This window comes from Pseudomonas wadenswilerensis (genome assembly GCF_024749185.1).
Classification (GTDB): domain Bacteria; phylum Pseudomonadota; class Gammaproteobacteria; order Pseudomonadales; family Pseudomonadaceae; genus Aquipseudomonas; species Aquipseudomonas wadenswilerensis.
In genome coordinates this window covers 530,409-546,495 of record NZ_CP087191.1, presented here as the reverse complement: position 1 = coordinate 546,495, position 16,087 = coordinate 530,409, and the positions used below count along the sequence as shown (strand labels likewise).

Here is a 16,087-nt window from a genome sequence, read left to right as displayed (position 1 = left end):
CCGATCAGCCGACAGAAACGACAAAGGCCCCTATCAAGGGGCCTTTGTCTTTACATCAGTCGCGGATCAGGCGAACGGATGACGCAGCACGATGGTCTCGTTGCGGTCCGGGCCGGTGGAGATGATGTCGATCGGCGCGCCGACCAGCTCTTCCACACGCTTGATGTAGGCACGGGCGTTGGCCGGCAGTTCTTCCAGGGTCTTGGCACCCAGGGTCGACTCGCTCCAGCCCGGCATTTCTTCGTACACCGGCTCCAGGCCGATGTAGCTGTCGGCGTCGGTCGGGGCATCGATAACGGCACCGTTCTCGTTCTTGTAGCCAACGCAGATACGGATGGTTTCCAGGCCGTCGAGCACGTCCAGCTTGGTCAGGCACAGGCCGGAGATGCTGTTGACGTCGATGGCGCGACGCAGGATCACGGCATCGAACCAGCCGCAACGACGGGCACGACCGGTGGTGGCGCCGAACTCGTGACCACGCTTGGCCAGGAAGGCACCGACGTCATCGAACAGTTCGGTCGGGAAAGGGCCCGAGCCAACGCGGGTGGTGTAGGCCTTGGTGATACCGAGGATGTAGTCCAGGTACATAGGGCCAACGCCCGAACCGGTAGCGATGCCGCCAGCGGTGGTGTTGGAGCTGGTCACGAACGGGTAGGTACCGTGGTCGATGTCCAGCAGCGAGCCCTGGGCGCCTTCGAACATGATGTCCTTGCCAGCGCGACGCAGGTTGTGCAGCTCGGCGGTGACGTCGAGCATCATCGGCTTGAGCAGCTCGGCGTATTCCATGCACTCGTCCAGGGTCTTCTGGAAGTCGATTGCAGGCTCTTTGTAGTAATTGACCAGCACGAAGTTGTGGTAGTCCAGCAGCTCGCCGAGCTTGGCAGCGAAACGCTCGCGGTGGAACAAGTCACCGATGCGCAGGCCGCGACGGGCAACCTTGTCTTCGTAGGCCGGGCCGATGCCGCGACCGGTGGTGCCGATCTTCTGCTCGCCACGGGCTTTTTCGCGGGCCTGGTCGAGGGCCACGTGGTAGGACAGGATCAGCGGGCAGGAAGGGCTGATGCGCAGGCGCTCACGCACCGGTACGCCTTTCTCTTCCAGCTTGTTGATTTCACGCAGCAGGGCGTCAGGTGCAACCACCACGCCGTTGCCGATCAGGCACTGCACGCCTTCGCGCAGCACGCCCGAAGGGATCAGGTGCAGCACGGTTTTCTCACCGTCGATCACCAGGGTGTGACCAGCGTTGTGGCCACCCTGGTAGCGCACTACGGCGGCAGCATGTTCGGTCAGCAGATCAACGATCTTGCCTTTGCCCTCATCACCCCACTGGGTGCCCAGGACTACGACATTCTTACCCATAACACTTGTCCTCATTCGCGCAAACTTGGCGCCGGCTCGTACCGGCGGGGAATCTCAAATGGCCAGCGGCAGAACCTGCCAAAGCCCGTTTTGCTGAATCAATTGCCGATCGCAATCCGCCTCGACGGCGGCAGTCAATGGCTGCCCAGGCAAGGCCTGAACCACCCGCTGACCTTCACTGCGCAATTGGCAGACCAACTGCCAGAGTGCCGCATCGCTGCTGTCGGGCATCCAGATCCCGCCAGACGGCAATACCACCTCGGCTCGCCCCAGTGTGACCAGGGTCTTCAAATCCGTGGAGAAACCGGTAGCCGGGCGTGCCCGGCCAAAGTCCGCTCCGATGTCGTCGTAACGACCGCCCTGGGCGATCGACTGACCGACACCCGGGACGAACGCAGCAAACACCACACCGGTGTGGTAGTGGTAGCCACGCAACTCGCCCAGGTCAAAATACAGTGGCAGCTCGGGGTAACGCGTGGCCAGCCGCTCGGCGATCGCCATCAGGTCATCCAGTGCCGCCAGTACCGCAGCCGGTGCACGGCCAAGACGCACACGCGCCTCGGCCAGCACTTCACGGCCACCGCACAGCTCGGTGAGCGAGCGCAGCATGCCGGCCAGGTCCGCTGGCAGCTTGGCGGTCAGCTCGATCACTTCGTCGACGGCCTTGCGCTGCAAGGCATCGAACAGTTGTTGCTCGATCGCACCCGACAGGCCGGCAGCACGGGCCAGGCCACGGTAGATACCGACATGGCCAAGGTCCATGTGCACATCCGGCACATCGGCCAGTTGCAGCATGGCCAGCATCAGGCTGATCACCTCGACGTCGCTGACCGGGCTGGCGTCGCCGTACAGCTCGGCACCGAGCTGGATCGGGCTGCGCGAAGTCGACAGCGCCCGCGGCAAAGCGTGCAGCACGCTGCCGGCATAGCACAGGCGGCTCGGCCCTTCACGACGCAGGGTGTGCGCATCGATGCGCGCAACCTGCGGGGTGATGTCGGCACGGAAACCCATCTGCCGGCCCGATTGCGGGTCGATGACCTTGAAGGTCCGCAGGTCCAGGTCCTGGCCGGCACCGGTGAGCAGCGATTCCAGGTACTCGATATGCGGGGTCACGACGAAGTCATAACCCCAGCTCTGGAACAGATCCAACACCTGCCGACGCGCGATCTCGATGCGCGCCGCCTCAGGTGGCAGTACTTCTTCGATGCCATCTGGCAGCAGCCAGCGGTCTACCGTTGCCATTTCGCCATTTCCCCTATGGTCCGGGCGGCCTGCCCGCGGGCGAGCCTTGAGTGAAGCAGGTATCGGCAAACAATGGCGCGCAGCACCGATTCCAGCGCTACCGCCGTGCCTATACCCTCGAATACCTTGGGCTGCTCTGTAGACCCGAGCCGGGTTTGAACCGTTCGATCTTGCAGACGCAAAAAAGCCGGGAATTTCCCGGCTGCCGCATCATACACCCGTTTTCTCGCGGGATCACCCCGCCAGGCGTTTTAGCCGCCCGGCGGGGTAGATGCTTATGGCTTGGTCTTGCCCATGAAGCGGAAGAACTCGCTGCTCGGATCGAGCACGAGTACATCGCTCTTGTCGGCAAAGCTCTCGCGGTAGGCCTTGAGGCTACGGTAGAACGCGTAGAACTCCTGGTCCTGACCGTAGGCCTTGGCGTAGATCGACGCGGCCTGGGCATCGCCGTCACCGCGGGTTTCTTCCGATTCCCGGTAGGCTTCAGCCAGCAGTACACGGCGCTGACGATCGGCGTCGGCACGGATGCCTTCGGCCAGCTCGTTACCCTTGGCGCGGTGCTCGCGGGCTTCACGCTCACGCTCGGTGCTCATCCGCTCGAACACGCTGCGGTTGACTTCCTTGGGCAGGTCGATGGCCTTGACGCGAACGTCGACCACTTCGATACCCAGTTCCTTGCTGGCCATGCGGTTCAGCGATGCAGTGATGTCAGCCATCAGCGCGTCACGTTCACCGGAGACCACTTCGTGCAGGGTGCGCTTACCGAACTGGTCACGCAGGCCGCTTTCCAGACGGCGCGACAGACGTTCGTCGGCGATCTGCTTGAGGCCCGAGGTCGCGGTATAGAAGCGCTCGGCGTCCTTGACCCGCCATTTGGCGTAGGCGTCGACCATCACCGCTTTCTTTTCGAGGGTCAGGAAGCGCTGGGTCGGGGCGTCCAGGGTCATCAGGCGGGCGTCGAACTTGCGCACCTGGTTGACGTAAGGAACCTTCACATGCAGGCCGGGCTGGACATCAGCCTGGACCACACGACCAAATTGCAGGAGTACCGCACGCTCGGTCTGGGCCACGATGTAGAAGCTGTTCCAGGCCACGATCGCCAGCACCACGGCCACGATCAGGGCGATCAGCGATTTATTGCTCATCAGCGGCTCTCCCTAGTACGCAACTGTGTTTGCTGCTGTTGCAGCTCCGCCGCGCGGTTGGCCGCATCGGCGTTGGCCGACGGCGCAACGGTGACCGGGGCAGAGCCGGAACGGCTGCCCTGCACCATCTTGTCCAGCGGCAGGTACAGCAGGTTGCTCTGGCCGTCCTTGCCGGAAACCAGGACCTTGCTGGTGTTGCTGTAGACTTCCTGCATGGTGTCCAGGTACAGGCGCTGACGGGTCACTTCAGGGGCCTTGCGGTACTCGGCGACCAGTTTGGTGAAGCGGTCGGCCTCACCCTTGGCGCGCGAGACGACTTCGTCGCGGTAACCGTTGGCATCCTCGATGATCCGCTGGGCCTGACCACGGGCTTCCGGCACCACGCCATTGGCGTAGGACTCGGCCTGGTTGCGGGCACGCTGCTCGTCTTCACGGGCACGGATCACGTCATCGAAGGCTTCCTGCACTTCACGCGGGGCTGCCGCGCTCTGTACGTTGACCTGGGTGACGGTGATACCGGTACGGTAGGTATCGAGGAAACGCTGCAGGCGCTCCTTGATTTCCACGGCCATCTGCTCACGACCTTCGGTCAGCACCTTGTCCATCGCGGTGGAACCCACCACGTGACGCAAGGCACTGTCGGTCGCGTGCTGCAGGCTGATTTCAGGCTGATCGACGTTCAGCACGAAATCCTGCAGGTTGGTGATCTTGTACTGCACGGTCAGCGGCACCTCGACGATGTTCTCGTCTTCGGTCAGCATCTGCCCCTGCTTGGTATAGGCACGTTCGCGAGTAACGTTCTCCATGTACTTGCGATCGATCGGCGGGAAGTAGATGTTCAGGCCCGGCCCTACGGTTTCGTAGTATTTGCCGAAGCGCAGCACGACTGCCTGCTCCTGTTCGTCGACCACGTACACGGCGCTGTACAGCCAGATAGCTGCAAGCACGGCGAGACCGATGCCGAGCAGGCCGAAGCCACCGCCCTTGCCGATGCCGCCATCACCACCGCGTTTCTTGCCACTGCCGAACATGCCGTTCAGGCTGTCCTGCAGCTTGCGGAAGGCCTCGTCGAGATCCGGTGGCCCTTTCTTGTCGCCACCACGGCGCCCGCCCCACGGATCCTGATTGTTCGAGTTGCCACCCGGCTCATTCCAAGCCATAGCGCTCTCCATCTGATAAAGCAAAGACGCGCCCACGGCGCGCCGTCCAATGCTACAGAATGCCTGTCACGGCTGCCCGACCGCGTCGCCGGGCATTTATTGCAAAGTATGTTGCTCGATGAACTCCAGCGGCTGCAAACCTTCGCGGCTGACCAGGCGGTTCAACTCCACCCGCGGCAATCGCACAGCCAGCAGGCTGCTGCCTTCATCGTCATGCTCTTCGCTCTGCACCGCACCCAGTTCAAAGAACTGCGCGCGCAGCCGGGCGAAACGCTGCTCAAGGCGCAAGGTACCGACAAACAGGTCATCCCCCAGCAATTCGGCGACCGCCTGCCCCACCAGCTCCAGCCCCCGACCATCGCGGGCCGAGACCCAGACCCGTTGCGGCTTGCCATCGGCATCGCGCTGAATCTGCGGCTCGACACCTTCAAGCAGGTCGAGTTTGTTATAGACCTCGAGGATCGGCAAGCCTTCTGCACCGATCTCTCCCAGTACCGCCATGACCTGCTCGATCTGCGCCATGCGCTCAGGCTCATGGGCGTCGATCACGTGCAGCAGCAGGTCGGAGTTGCTCGACTCTTCGAGCGTAGCCCGAAATGCCTCGACCAGCTTGTGCGGCAGGTGACGAATGAAGCCCACGGTGTCGGCCAGCACGATCGGCCCGAGGTCGTCGAGCTCAAGCCGGCGCAGGGTCGGGTCGAGGGTCGCGAACAACTGGTCGGCGGCATAGACCTCGGACTGGGTCAGGGCGTTGAACAGGGTGGACTTGCCGGCGTTGGTGTAGCCGACCAGGGAAACCGAGGGGATATCCGCCCGTTTACGGCCACGGCGAGCTTGTTCACGCTGGCTGCGGACCTTCTCCAGGCGCGCCTTGATCTGGCGCAGGCGTACCCGCAGCAGGCGGCGGTCGGTTTCCAGCTGGGTTTCACCCGGGCCGCGCAGGCCGATACCGCCTTTTTGCCGCTCAAGGTGAGTCCAGCCACGCACCAACCGCGTGCTCATGTGCTCGAGCTGGGCCAGTTCGACCTGCAGCTTGCCTTCATGGGTACGCGCCCGCTGGGCGAAGATGTCGAGAATCAGACCGGTGCGGTCAAGCACGCGACACTCGAAGACTCGTTCGAGGTTACGTTCCTGACTGGGGGTGAGGGTGTGATTGAAAATCACCAAATCTACCTGTTCGGCGTTGACCAGGTCGCGTAACTCTTCGACCTTGCCGCTGCCAATCAGGTATTTGGCGGTGGGCTGATGTCGCGCCACATTGGCGAACGCGACAATATCGGCCCCAGCCGACAGTGCCAGCTCCTGAAACTCCTGCGGATCTTCGCGCGCCTCAGGGTTCTGACCTTCCAAGTGAACGAGGACTGCCCGTTCACCACCACCGTGGCGCTCAAAGAACAAAGCAGACTCCTATCAGGCGTTACCTGGCTCAGCGTCGCCTTGCTCTGATTCGGTTGCGCTAGGCAGACGGATCGGACGCACAGGGACAACTGTCGAGATGGCGTGCTTGTAAACCATCTGGCTGACGGTGTTCTTCAGCAGAATCACGAACTGGTCGAAGGATTCGATCGTGCCTTGCAGCTTGATACCGTTAACCAGATAGATCGAAACCCCAACTTTTTCTTTTCTCAAAGTATTCAAGTAAGGGTCTTGTAGCGAATGCCCTTTTGACATATGCCGCACTCCTGTAAGGATCAATAGTAAAAAAATCAAAGAAAAACTGATGGCTCAAGCCGCCCCACCCCAAGGATAGACGGCTATTGCAAGGACTCAGCTCAATATGGAGACCGATCCAAGGTATTTCAAGGTGCGAGACAGATTGTCGCAGGCCAGGCTGTCCAACCAGTGCAGGTCAGCCCAACTACGCAACCAGGTGAACTGCCGCTTCGCCAATTGGCGAGTGGCAATAATGCCGCGCTCCTGCATTTCCACTGAAGTCAACTTGCCATCAAGGTGATCCCAGACCTGGCGATAACCAACCGCCCGTATAGACGGCAGCCCCGCATGCAAGTCACTTCTGGCTCGCAGCAATCGGACCTCGTCAACGAAGCCCTGTTCCAGCATTTGCCCGAATCTTAGCGCAATCCGCTCGTGCAATACGTGTCGATCGGCAGGCGCAATGGCCAGGCTGGCGACAGTATAGGGCAATTGGCCCGCTGCGGACGTGCCTGCGGCGCTACTTTCCGCGGATTGACGCTGGCGATGTGACGTCATCGTCAGGCCGCTGACCCGGTAGACCTCCAGCGCGCGGATCAGCCGCTGCGGGTCATTGGGATGAATACGCGCCGCCGATTCCGGGTCGACCGCCGCCAGTTGCTGGTGCAGGGCGTGCAAGCCGAGGCGCTGGACCTCGTCTTCGAGTTCGGCACGCACCTGCGGGTCAGCCGCCGGCATGTCTGCCAGGCCTTCGAGCAATGCCTTGTAATAAAGCATGGTGCCGCCGACCAGCAGGGGGATTTTGCCGCGCGCGGTGATATCGGCCATGGCCTCCAGCGCATCGCGACGAAAATCGGCGGCCGAATAGCTTTCAGCCGGGTCAAGGATGTCGATCAAGCGATGCGGATGGGCAGCCAGAATCTCTTTGGACGGTTTGGCGGTGCCAATGTCCATGCCACGGTAGACCAGCGCCGAGTCGACACTGATCAGCTCGCATGGCAGGACCTTGGTCAGCTCGATGGCAAGGTCGGTCTTGCCCGCCGCAGTCGGGCCCATGAGGAATATCGCTGGAGGTTTGCCACTCATGTCATCGACCGCGCAGGAACAGTTTGTCCAGATCGTCCAGGCCCATCTGGGTCCAGGTCGGTCGGCCATGGTTGCATTGACCGCTGCGCTCGGTGTTTTCCATGTCGCGCAGCAGGCCGTTCATTTCCGGGATGGCCAGGCGCCGGTTGGCGCGGATCGCGCCGTGGCAGGCCATGGTCCCGAGCAGTTCGTTCAGGTGCGCCTGAATACGGTCGCTGGTGCCGTATTCCATCAGGTCCGCCAGTACATCCTGAACCAGGCGATTGGCCTCGGCTTGCTTGAGCAGCGCTGGAATCTGCCGGATCGCCAGGCTTTCCGGGCCCAGGCGCTGCAACTCGAAGCCCAGGCGCTGGAACCACTCGGCGTGCTCTTCGGCGCAATCGGCTTCGCGCTGGCTCAAAGCCAGGGATTCCGGCACCAGCAGCGGTTGGCCGCTGAGGCCTTCGCTGGCCATGGCCACCTTGAGGCGCTCGTACATGATCCGCTCATGGGCGGCGTGCATGTCAACCAGCACCAGGCCGACGGCGTTTTCGGCAAGGATATAGATGCCCTTGAGCTGGGCCAGGGCGTAACCCAGAGGCGGGATGTCGCCCTGGCCTTCGGGCAATGCAGCAGGCGCGGCATCGTTCAGTGGGGCAAAGAACTCACGGTACACACCCTGGGCTTCGGCCGCAGGCAATGCCTGGGCTGGCCGCGGTGTGTACTGATACTGATAGCCAGCGCCACTGCCATTGCTGCCCAGGGACGGGCGCAGGCCTGGCTCGGCAGGCAGCTGCTCGAGCAGATTGGCGGCCAGGCGCATCTCGCCCTGAGGCCCGAACTCACCCGCCTGAATGCCGCTGGGACGGACGATCTCGCCGGTCGCAGCAGGCGCGGCCAACTGGTCTTCCGGGCGCACATCGGCCAGGGCGCGGTGCAAGGTGCCGTATAGAAAGTCGTGAACCATGCGCCCGTCACGGAAGCGCACTTCGTGCTTGGTCGGGTGCACGTTGACGTCGACGCCTGTCGGGTCGACTTCGAGAAACAGCACAAAGGTCGGGTGCCGACCGTTGAACAGCACGTCGCGATAAGCCTGGCGCACGGCGTGGGCGACTAGCTTGTCGCGCACTGCGCGGCCGTTGACGAAGAAGTACTGGAGGTCGGCCTGACTGCGCGAGAAGGTCGGCAGGCCGACCCAGCCCCACAGGTGCAAGCCGTTGCGCTCGACTTCGATCGGCAGCGCCTGCTCAAGGAAGCCCGGGCCACAAATAGCGGCTACGCGGCGAGCGCGAGCAGTGTCGTCATGGGCTTCGTGCAGGCTGAGAATGCTTTTGCCGTTGTGACGCAGGTGAAAACCCACGTCGAAACGCGCCAGCGCCAGGCGCCGGATCACTTCCTGCAGGTGATCGAATTCAGTTTTCTCGGTCTTGAGGAACTTGCGCCGGGCTGGAGTATTGAAGAACAGGTCGCGCACTTCCACCGAGGTGCCGACCGGATGCGCCGCAGGCTGCACCCGCGGGGCCATGTCGCGGCCTTCGGTTTCCACCTGCCAGGCCTGCTCGGCGTCACGGGTGCGCGAGGTCAGGGTCAGGCGGGCGACCGAACTGATCGAGGCCAGGGCCTCACCACGAAAGCCCAGGCTCATGACCCGCTCGAGGTCTTCCAGGTCGCGGATCTTGCTGGTGGCGTGCCGGGCCAGGGCCAGCGGCAGGTCATCGGCAGCGATACCGCCACCGTCGTCGCGCACCCGCAGCAACTTGACGCCGCCCTGCTCGACTTCGACGTCGATGCGTTTGGCACCGGAGTCCAGGCTGTTTTCCAGCAGCTCCTTGATTACCGAGGCCGGGCGCTCGACTACCTCACCAGCAGCAATCTGGTTGGCCAGCCGCGGGCTGAGCAGCTCGATCCGGGCACTGCTGCTCATTGCTGGGCCGCCAGTGCTGTGGTCGGGATGTTCAGGTGCTGGCCGACTTTCAGCTCATCGGTCTTCAGGCTGTTGGCGCTGCGCAGGCTGGCAACGCTGACCTGATAGCGCACGGCGATCATCGCCAAGGTCTCGCCCGGGCGCACCGAATGCTCGCGTGGGCCCTGGGCAATCTTGCCGCTGTCACGCAGCCAGGCCACATAAGTGCCCGGCGGCGGGTTCTGCTGGAAGAACTGGCGCACGCCACTGTGAATCGAGCGGGCGAGGGACTGCTGGTGGCTCGGGGTCGCCAGCTTGGCGGCCTCGTTGGCGTTGGAGATAAAGCCGGTTTCCACCAGGATCGACGGGATGTCCGGCGATTTCAGCACCATGAAGCCGGCCTGTTCGACGCGCTGCTTGTGCAGCGGCGTGATACGGCCCATGTTGCCCAGGACCTTCTGCCCGACGTTGAGGCTGGAGCTCAGCGAAGCGGTCATCGACAGGTCGAGCAGCACACCGGCGAGCATGCGGTCCTTGTCATCGAGGCTAACGTTACCGGCACCACCGATCAGGTCGGAGCGGTTTTCGCTGTCGGCCAGCCAGCGCGCGGTTTCCGAGGTGGCACCGCGATCGGACAAGGCGAACACCGAGGCACCAAACGCGGCCTTGGACGGCGCGGCGTCAGCGTGGATCGAAATGAACAGGTCGGCGCCCTTCTTGCGGGCAATCTCGGTGCGTTTACGCAGCGGGATGAAGTAGTCGCCGGTACGGGTCAGCTCGGCGCGGAAGCCCTTCTCGGAGTTGATCTGGCGCTGCAGTTCCTTGGCGATGGCCAGGACGATGTCTTTTTCGTGTTGGCCGCGCGAGCCGGAAGCCCCCGGGTCTTCACCGCCGTGACCGGCGTCGATGGCGATGACGATGTCACGCTTGCCATTGGGCACCGGGGTCAGCTTGATCGCCGGTTGTGCCGGAGTCACCGGCACCGCAGGCGTGGTGGCGACCGGCGGGGTCGGCGGCGGGGTGACGGCGTCGGCCTCCTGGTCGAACAGATCGACCACCAGGCGGTTGCCGTACTGCGCGTTGGGCGCCAGGGTGAAGCTCTTGGGCGTCACCGACTTCTTGAGGTCAACCACCACGCGCAGGTCGGTGGGCGTACGCTGGGCCGAGCGCACGCTGGTAATCGGGGTGTTGGAGGTGGACACTGAAAGCGGCGCGGCCAGGGTCGCGCCATTGATGTCGATCACCAGGCGATCCGGGGCGGTCAGGGTAAATACGCTGTGCTGCACAGGGCCCGAGAGGTCGAAGACCAGCCGTGTGTTATCCGGCGCTCGCCATAAACGCATACTTTTGACTTGCGTAACGGCCAGAGCGTCCACGGCTACTGCCGTAAGCAGCAGTCCTACGACAGAAACCAGTGCGCGAATGCGCATACCTATCCCCATTTTCTATTTGAATTCCAAGGCCAGAGCGGCACACCAGGCTTCGCCACGTGCCCCCTGCGGCGACAGGTTGAGCGAACGACCGCTCGCCTGGGGGCTTATGGTAATGGTCAGGTCGGGCTTTGGCAAAATGCCCGCCCCTTTTTGGGGCCATTCGAACAGGCACAGGGCGTCATCTTCGAAGTAATCGCGGATGCCCATGAACTCCAGCTCCTCCGGATCGACCAGACGGTAGAGGTCGAAATGGAAGGCGCGGATGTCGCCAATCTCGTAAGGCTCAACCACTGTAAAGGTAGGACTTTTTACTGCGCCTTGGTGCCCAAGGCCACGAATAATGCCTCGCGACAGGGTGGTCTTGCCGGCCCCCAGGTCCCCTTCGAGAAAAATCACGCCGTGACCTTGGGTCACTTCGGCAATGCGGTTGCCGAAGTGGACCATGGCCTCTTCATCGGCCAAAAACAGGGTTATGCCAGACACGCTGAATGCTCCTCCAATAACTGACGAATTGCCGGGGCCATATCGCTGGCCGCCAGGCCACGGCCCTGAACGCCCAGGCGCTCGCCGGCGCAGGCATGCAGCCAGACGCCCAGGCAGGCCGCTTCCCAGGCCGACATGCCCTGGGCCAGCAAGGCGCCGAGCACACCACTGAGCACATCACCCAGGCCGGCGCCAGCCATCGCCGGATGACCACGCGAGCAGAGCGCCAGTTGCCCCGCCGGATCGGCCACCAGGGTGCCAGAGCCTTTCAGCACACATACGACCGCATATTTGCGCGCGAGTTTGCGCGCCGCGCCAGGCCGGTCGGCCTGCACGGCTTCGGTGGATACACCAAGCAGACGAGCGGCCTCCCCCGGATGCGGGGTAATGATGCTGCCTTTGGGCAGCGGCAAGGGCGTGCAAGCCAGCAGGTTGAGGGCATCGGCGTCCCACACCTGTGGCACCTGGCTGCTGGACACCGCCGACAACAGGCTGCGCCCCCAGGCCGCTTGGCCGAGGCCAGGGCCAACCACCAGCACCGAAGCCCGCTCGATCGGCGTCATCAATTGATTGGCCGAATGCACGCCCAGGCTCATCACCTCGGGCAAGCGGGCCATGGCCGCGGGCACATGCTCAGGCCGGGTAACCAGCGACACCAGCCCGGCACCGCAGCGCAAAGCGGCTTCGGCACTGAGCAGCGCCGCGCCGCCGGTACCGCGATCACCACCGACCACCAGCACATGGCCGAAGTCGCCTTTATGAGCGCCGGCATGACGTGGCGCCAGGGGCGCAAGGGTGACGCTGGTGAGCCGATGCGGCTCGTTTGTGGGGTGTTTGGTCTGAGGCATGGGTCAAAGGCTCTGATGTCTGGCAGAATTATACGCACCTGAGTCCGTATTGCCTTATTCCCATGCCTGCTTCTGCCCCCGACCTACCCGCACTGGCCCAATCGATCAAGGATTGGGGCCGAGAGCTTGGCTTTGCCCATGTCGGCATCGCCGGGGTAGACCTGGGCGAGCACGAAAAACACCTGGAACGCTGGCTCGAAGCCGGCTACCACGGCGAAATGGACTACATGGGCGCCCACGGCAGCAAACGCTCGCACCCGGATGAGCTGGTGCCAGGCACCTTGCGCGTGGTCTCGCTGCGCATGGACTACCTGCCGGGCGACACACGCATGGCCCAGCAACTGGCCCAACCGGAGAAGGCCTACATCTCCCGTTACGCCCTGGGTCGCGATTACCACAAGCTGGTGCGCAAACGCGTGCAACACCTGGCCGAGCGCATCCAGAAGGACATAGGCCCGTTTGGCTTTCGTGCTTTTGTCGACAGCGCCCCGGTGCTGGAAAAGGCCATTGCCGAGCAGGCCGGGCTGGGCTGGATCGGCAAGAACACCCTGCTGCTCAATCGCAAGGCCGGGAGTTACTTCTTTCTCGCCGAACTGTTCGTCGATATGCCGCTGCCGGTCGACCCACCGCAGGCCAGCGAACATTGCGGGCGCTGCAGCGCCTGCCTGGACATCTGCCCGACCCAGGCCTTTGTTGGCCCGTATGTGCTGGATGCCAGGCGCTGTATCTCGTACCTGACCATCGAGCTGAAAAGCGCGATCCCCGAAGAGCTGCGACCGTTGATCGGTAATCGGGTGTTCGGTTGCGACGACTGCCAGATTGTCTGCCCGTGGAACCGTTTTGCCCGCCCTACCGGCGAGAGCGACTTCAAGCCCCGGCACAACCTCGATAGCGCCGGGCTTGCCGAGCTGTTCATGTGGGATGAGCAGACCTTCCTCGACAGCACCGAAGGCTCACCGCTGCGCCGTGCCGGTTATGAGCGCTGGTTGCGCAACCTGGCGGTGGGCTTGGGCAATGCGCCGTCGACTATCCAGGTACTGGAGGCGCTCAAGGCGCGGCAGGATTTTCCGTCGGAGCTGGTGCGTGAGCATGTGGAGTGGGCGTTGGCGCAGCATGCCGAGCGGCAGGCTGGCTGAATCAGCGGCGCGGCCATCGCTGGCAAGCCAGCTCCCACAGGGGACCAGGCGGGTTGCATTATTGAGACCGGTCAGGGGCTATGTGGGAGCTGGCTTGCCAGCGATGAGGCCGGCACAAGCAAATCAATGCTCGTCGTTGTAATGAAACTTCGGCATCTCCCAATGGAACCGAATCGCCAGCAGCCGTAGCAGGAAGCCGCCAAACAAGGTCAGCAAAATCGCCTGCTCGCCCGGCACATTGAAGTACACGCACCCCAGATAGAACCAGGCCGCCGCGAACGACACACTGGCATACAACTCGCGGCGGAAGATCAGCGGAATATCGTTACAGAAGATATCCCGAAGAATGCCGCCAAACACCCCGGTAATCACCCCGCTGATCGATGCCACCAGCATGCCCTGGCCCATTTCCAGCGCGGTCATGCAGCCAATCAGGGTGAAGGCCACCAGCCCCAGGGCATCGAGCACCAGGAACAGCGAGCGCAGGTGGCGCATCAGCGGTGCAATAAAGATGGTCATCAGCGCCGCGAAACTGGTCAGCACCAAGTATTCCGGGTGTTTGACCCAGGTCAGCGGGTAATGCCCCAGCAGCACGTCGCGCACCGAGCCACCACCCAGAGCGGTGATGCAGGCGATCAGCACCACACCGAACCAGTCCATGCCGCGACGGCCAGCAGACAGTGCACCGGTCATGGCTTCGGCGGTGATAGCAATGAGGTAGAGCATCAACAACATGGCGCAGATCCGTGCAAAGGGGCGCGCAGTCTAACCAGTTGCCACAGGCACCAAAAGGGGGCGCCGCGCGGATTGTCTGTACAAGCCGGCGGCGCTGCACTCAGAACTTGATGAAGTGCTCGCGATAATGGCGCAGTTCGTTGATCGACTCGCGAATATCGTCGAGTGCCAGGTGGGTGCCACCCTTCTTGAAGCTGTCGCGCACTTCCGGGGCCCAGCGTGCCGCCAGTTCCTTGAGGGTCGAAACGTCGAGGTTGCGGTAGTGGAAGTAGTTTTCCAGGTTGCGCATGTGGCGGTAGAGGAACCGGCGGTCCTGGCAGATGCTGTTGCCACAGATCGGCGACTTGCCCTTCGCTACCCACTGCTCCAGGAAGGCGATGGTCCGGGCCTCGGCTTCGGCCATGCTGACCTTACTGTCCTTGACCCGCTGGGTCAGGCCGGAGGCGCCGTGGGTGCGAGTGTTCCACTCATCCATGCGCGCCAGCACCTCGTCACTGTGGTGGATAGCGATCACCGGGCCTTCAGCCAGGGTGTTGAGGTCGCTGTCGGTGACGATGGTGGCCATTTCGATAATGACGTCTTGATCCGGATCCAGACCGGTCATTTCCAGGTCGATCCAGATCAGGTTCTGTGGGTTCTGCATGATTCTGCTCCTCGGTAGGTGCGCAGTTTAGCCTAGTGGAGCGTGCTAAACTCCCCGCCGTTAAATATTGCCTCCCGAACACGGAACCTTCATGGCCAAACGCCAGCTCAATCGACGCCAGAACTGGCGCATCGAAAAAATCCAGGGTGAACGCGCTGCCCGCGCCGCCAAACGCGAACAACAGACCCTGAAGGAGCTCGAAGGCGGCGACCTCGGCCCGGAACAACTGGGCCTGGTCATCGCCCACTTTGGCGTGCAGGTCGAAGTCGAAGCCCAGGACGGCGACGTTGCCGGCCAGGTGTTCCGTTGCCACCTGCGGGCAAACCTGCCGGCGCTGGTGACTGGCGACAAGGTGGTGTGGCGTGCGGGCAACCAGGGCATTGGCGTGATCGTAGCGCAGTTGCCGCGCCACACCGAGTTGTGCCGCCCGGACAGCCGCGGCCAGCTCAAGCCGGTGGCGGCCAACGTCGACCTGATCGTGATCGTTTTCGCACCGGCACCGGAACCTCATGCCAACCTGATCGACCGCTATCTGGTAGCGGCCGAACATGCCGGCATCCGGCCCTTGCTGCTGCTGAACAAGGCGGACCTGATCGACGAGCAGAATGCTCCGGCACTCAATGCATTGCTGGCGGTGTACCGGCAGCTCGGCTACCCGCTACTGGAAGTGTCGGCCCACCACGGCAATGGCATGGCGCAGTTGCAGGCACAGCTCGACGGCCATATCAGCGTGTTTGTCGGACAGTCCGGGGTTGGCAAGTCGTCGCTGGTCAACAGCCTGTTACCTGAAGTGCAGACCCGCGTCGGTGATCTGTCGGAATGGTCCGGCCAGGGTACCCACACCACTACCACCGCCCGTCTTTACCACTTCCCCGGTGGTGGCGAACTGATCGACTCCCCGGGTATCCGCGAATTCGGCCTGGGCCATGTCAGCCGCGCCGATGTCGAAGCTGGCTTCATCGAGTTCACCGACCTGCTCGGCACCTGCCGCTTCCGCGACTGCAAACACGACCGCGAGCCCGGTTGCGCCCTGCTCAAGGCCCTCGAAGACGGCCGCGTGCAACAACAGCGGATGAACAGCTATCGCTCGATCATCGCCAGCCTGCCGCAAGACAGCTACTGAAACGCATGGGGCTCGGAAACGAGCCTCAACCCGCTGTTTTGTAGGACCAGCCTGTAGGACTTTTTACCCAAACAAGTAGGGCGCATCTTGTTTGTTGGTCGTACCTTGCTGTCCGGAAGACTTTCGCTGATTGTCACCTTTCAAGATTCGCCGCCATGA

At 62.8% G+C, this 16,087-nt stretch carries 15 protein-coding genes; 2 read left to right on the top strand and 13 right to left on the bottom strand.

The genetic code is table 11. From position 1 onward, the window contains the following. Positions 1–66 precede the first annotated feature (66 nt). The 11 genes from LOY45_RS02430 to LOY45_RS02380 form a co-directional block, all read right to left on the bottom strand. Entirely contained in the window at positions 67–1,359 is a 1,293-nt protein-coding gene (locus LOY45_RS02430) for an adenylosuccinate synthase (RefSeq protein WP_010221599.1), read from the bottom strand. A 54-nt stretch (positions 1,360–1,413) separates the two neighbouring features. Further along, on the bottom strand, positions 1,414–2,601 hold the full coding sequence (locus tag LOY45_RS02425; RefSeq protein WP_038997444.1) for an ATP phosphoribosyltransferase regulatory subunit: 1,188 nt from the start codon (positions 2,599–2,601) through the stop codon (positions 1,414–1,416). Positions 2,602–2,876: 275 nt separating this feature from the next. Then, the gene (gene hflC / locus LOY45_RS02420) at positions 2,877–3,746 is read right to left on the bottom strand and encodes a protease modulator HflC (RefSeq protein WP_010221597.1); all 870 of its coding nucleotides are present in this window, start codon (positions 3,744–3,746) and stop codon (positions 2,877–2,879) included. After that, positions 3,746–4,906, bottom strand: a complete 1,161-nt coding sequence (gene hflK / locus LOY45_RS02415; RefSeq protein ID WP_115089095.1) for an FtsH protease activity modulator HflK — start codon at positions 4,904–4,906, stop codon at positions 3,746–3,748. Before hflK ends, hflC begins: the two co-directional genes overlap by 1 nt. Positions 4,907–5,002: 96 nt before the next feature. Further along, positions 5,003–6,304, bottom strand: a complete 1,302-nt coding sequence (gene hflX / locus LOY45_RS02410; RefSeq protein WP_010221595.1) for a ribosome rescue GTPase HflX — start codon at positions 6,302–6,304, stop codon at positions 5,003–5,005. A 12-nt stretch (positions 6,305–6,316) separates the two neighbouring features. Further along, positions 6,317–6,577 (bottom strand): RNA chaperone Hfq, encoded by a 261-nt coding sequence (gene hfq, locus LOY45_RS02405; RefSeq protein WP_010221594.1) that lies wholly within the window; start codon positions 6,575–6,577, stop codon positions 6,317–6,319. Positions 6,578–6,673: 96 nt separating this feature from the next. Continuing rightward, entirely contained in the window at positions 6,674–7,645 is a 972-nt protein-coding gene (gene miaA, locus LOY45_RS02400) for a tRNA (adenosine(37)-N6)-dimethylallyltransferase MiaA (protein ID WP_134064515.1), read from the bottom strand. Position 7,646: 1 nt separating this feature from the next. After that, positions 7,647–9,548 carry a DNA mismatch repair endonuclease MutL gene (mutL, locus tag LOY45_RS02395; RefSeq protein ID WP_258578695.1) on the bottom strand — a complete coding sequence of 634 codons (1,902 nt, stop codon included), beginning with the start codon at positions 9,546–9,548 and terminating at the stop codon, positions 7,647–7,649. Then, the gene (locus tag LOY45_RS02390) at positions 9,545–10,969 is read right to left on the bottom strand and encodes an N-acetylmuramoyl-L-alanine amidase (RefSeq protein ID WP_205125920.1); all 1,425 of its coding nucleotides are present in this window, start codon (positions 10,967–10,969) and stop codon (positions 9,545–9,547) included. The genes mutL and LOY45_RS02390 overlap by 4 nt, the downstream gene beginning before the upstream one ends. Before the next feature lie 3 nt (positions 10,970–10,972). Continuing rightward, positions 10,973–11,443 carry a tRNA (adenosine(37)-N6)-threonylcarbamoyltransferase complex ATPase subunit type 1 TsaE gene (gene tsaE, locus LOY45_RS02385; protein ID WP_115089103.1) on the bottom strand — a complete coding sequence of 157 codons (471 nt, stop codon included), beginning with the start codon at positions 11,441–11,443 and terminating at the stop codon, positions 10,973–10,975. After that, positions 11,431–12,291: an NAD(P)H-hydrate dehydratase gene (locus LOY45_RS02380; RefSeq protein ID WP_233673537.1), complete on the bottom strand. Its 861-nt coding sequence runs from the start codon at positions 12,289–12,291 to the stop codon at positions 11,431–11,433. The genes tsaE and LOY45_RS02380 overlap by 13 nt, the downstream gene beginning before the upstream one ends. A 62-nt stretch (positions 12,292–12,353) precedes the next feature. Between LOY45_RS02380 and queG the strand changes: the two genes are divergently transcribed. Next, positions 12,354–13,427, top strand: a complete 1,074-nt coding sequence (queG, locus tag LOY45_RS02375) for a tRNA epoxyqueuosine(34) reductase QueG (protein ID WP_258578694.1) — start codon at positions 12,354–12,356, stop codon at positions 13,425–13,427. 123 nt (positions 13,428–13,550) lie between these two features. Here the strand turns inward: queG and LOY45_RS02370 are convergent, their stop codons facing one another. Then, the gene (locus LOY45_RS02370) at positions 13,551–14,162 is read right to left on the bottom strand and encodes a trimeric intracellular cation channel family protein (RefSeq protein ID WP_038997454.1); all 612 of its coding nucleotides are present in this window, start codon (positions 14,160–14,162) and stop codon (positions 13,551–13,553) included. Between the two features lie 100 nt (positions 14,163–14,262). Continuing rightward, on the bottom strand, positions 14,263–14,805 hold the full coding sequence (gene orn / locus LOY45_RS02365; RefSeq protein ID WP_115089109.1) for an oligoribonuclease: 543 nt from the start codon (positions 14,803–14,805) through the stop codon (positions 14,263–14,265). A 91-nt stretch (positions 14,806–14,896) separates the two neighbouring features. Here orn and rsgA point away from each other — a divergent pair, with 91 nt between their 5' ends. Beyond that, positions 14,897–15,928 (top strand): small ribosomal subunit biogenesis GTPase RsgA, encoded by a 1,032-nt coding sequence (rsgA, locus tag LOY45_RS02360; protein ID WP_115089110.1) that lies wholly within the window; start codon positions 14,897–14,899, stop codon positions 15,926–15,928. Positions 15,929–16,087: the final 159 nt, after the last annotated feature.

Excerpts from the sequence above, each read along its gene's own strand:
- miaA (WP_134064515.1), bottom strand. The coding sequence starts at position 7,645 with ATGAGTGGCAAACCTCCAGCGATATTCCTCATGGGCCCGACTGCGGCG.
- LOY45_RS02380 (WP_233673537.1), bottom strand. The coding sequence starts at position 12,291 with ATGCCTCAGACCAAACACCCCACAAACGAGCCGCATCGGCTCACCAGC.
- LOY45_RS02370 (WP_038997454.1), bottom strand. The coding sequence starts at position 14,162 with ATGTTGTTGATGCTCTACCTCATTGCTATCACCGCCGAAGCCATGACC.
- queG (WP_258578694.1), top strand. The coding sequence starts at position 12,354 with ATGCCTGCTTCTGCCCCCGACCTACCCGCACTGGCCCAATCGATCAAG.
- LOY45_RS02390 (WP_205125920.1), bottom strand. The coding sequence starts at position 10,969 with ATGGGGATAGGTATGCGCATTCGCGCACTGGTTTCTGTCGTAGGACTG.
- rsgA (WP_115089110.1), top strand. The coding sequence starts at position 14,897 with ATGGCCAAACGCCAGCTCAATCGACGCCAGAACTGGCGCATCGAAAAA.
- mutL (WP_258578695.1), bottom strand. The coding sequence starts at position 9,548 with ATGAGCAGCAGTGCCCGGATCGAGCTGCTCAGCCCGCGGCTGGCCAAC.
- hflK (WP_115089095.1), bottom strand. The coding sequence starts at position 4,906 with ATGGCTTGGAATGAGCCGGGTGGCAACTCGAACAATCAGGATCCGTGG.
- LOY45_RS02430 (WP_010221599.1), bottom strand. The coding sequence starts at position 1,359 with ATGGGTAAGAATGTCGTAGTCCTGGGCACCCAGTGGGGTGATGAGGGC.
- orn (WP_115089109.1), bottom strand. The coding sequence starts at position 14,805 with ATGCAGAACCCACAGAACCTGATCTGGATCGACCTGGAAATGACCGGT.
- LOY45_RS02425 (WP_038997444.1), bottom strand. The coding sequence starts at position 2,601 with ATGGCAACGGTAGACCGCTGGCTGCTGCCAGATGGCATCGAAGAAGTA.
- hflC (WP_010221597.1), bottom strand. The coding sequence starts at position 3,746 with ATGAGCAATAAATCGCTGATCGCCCTGATCGTGGCCGTGGTGCTGGCG.
- hfq (WP_010221594.1), bottom strand. The coding sequence starts at position 6,577 with ATGTCAAAAGGGCATTCGCTACAAGACCCTTACTTGAATACTTTGAGA.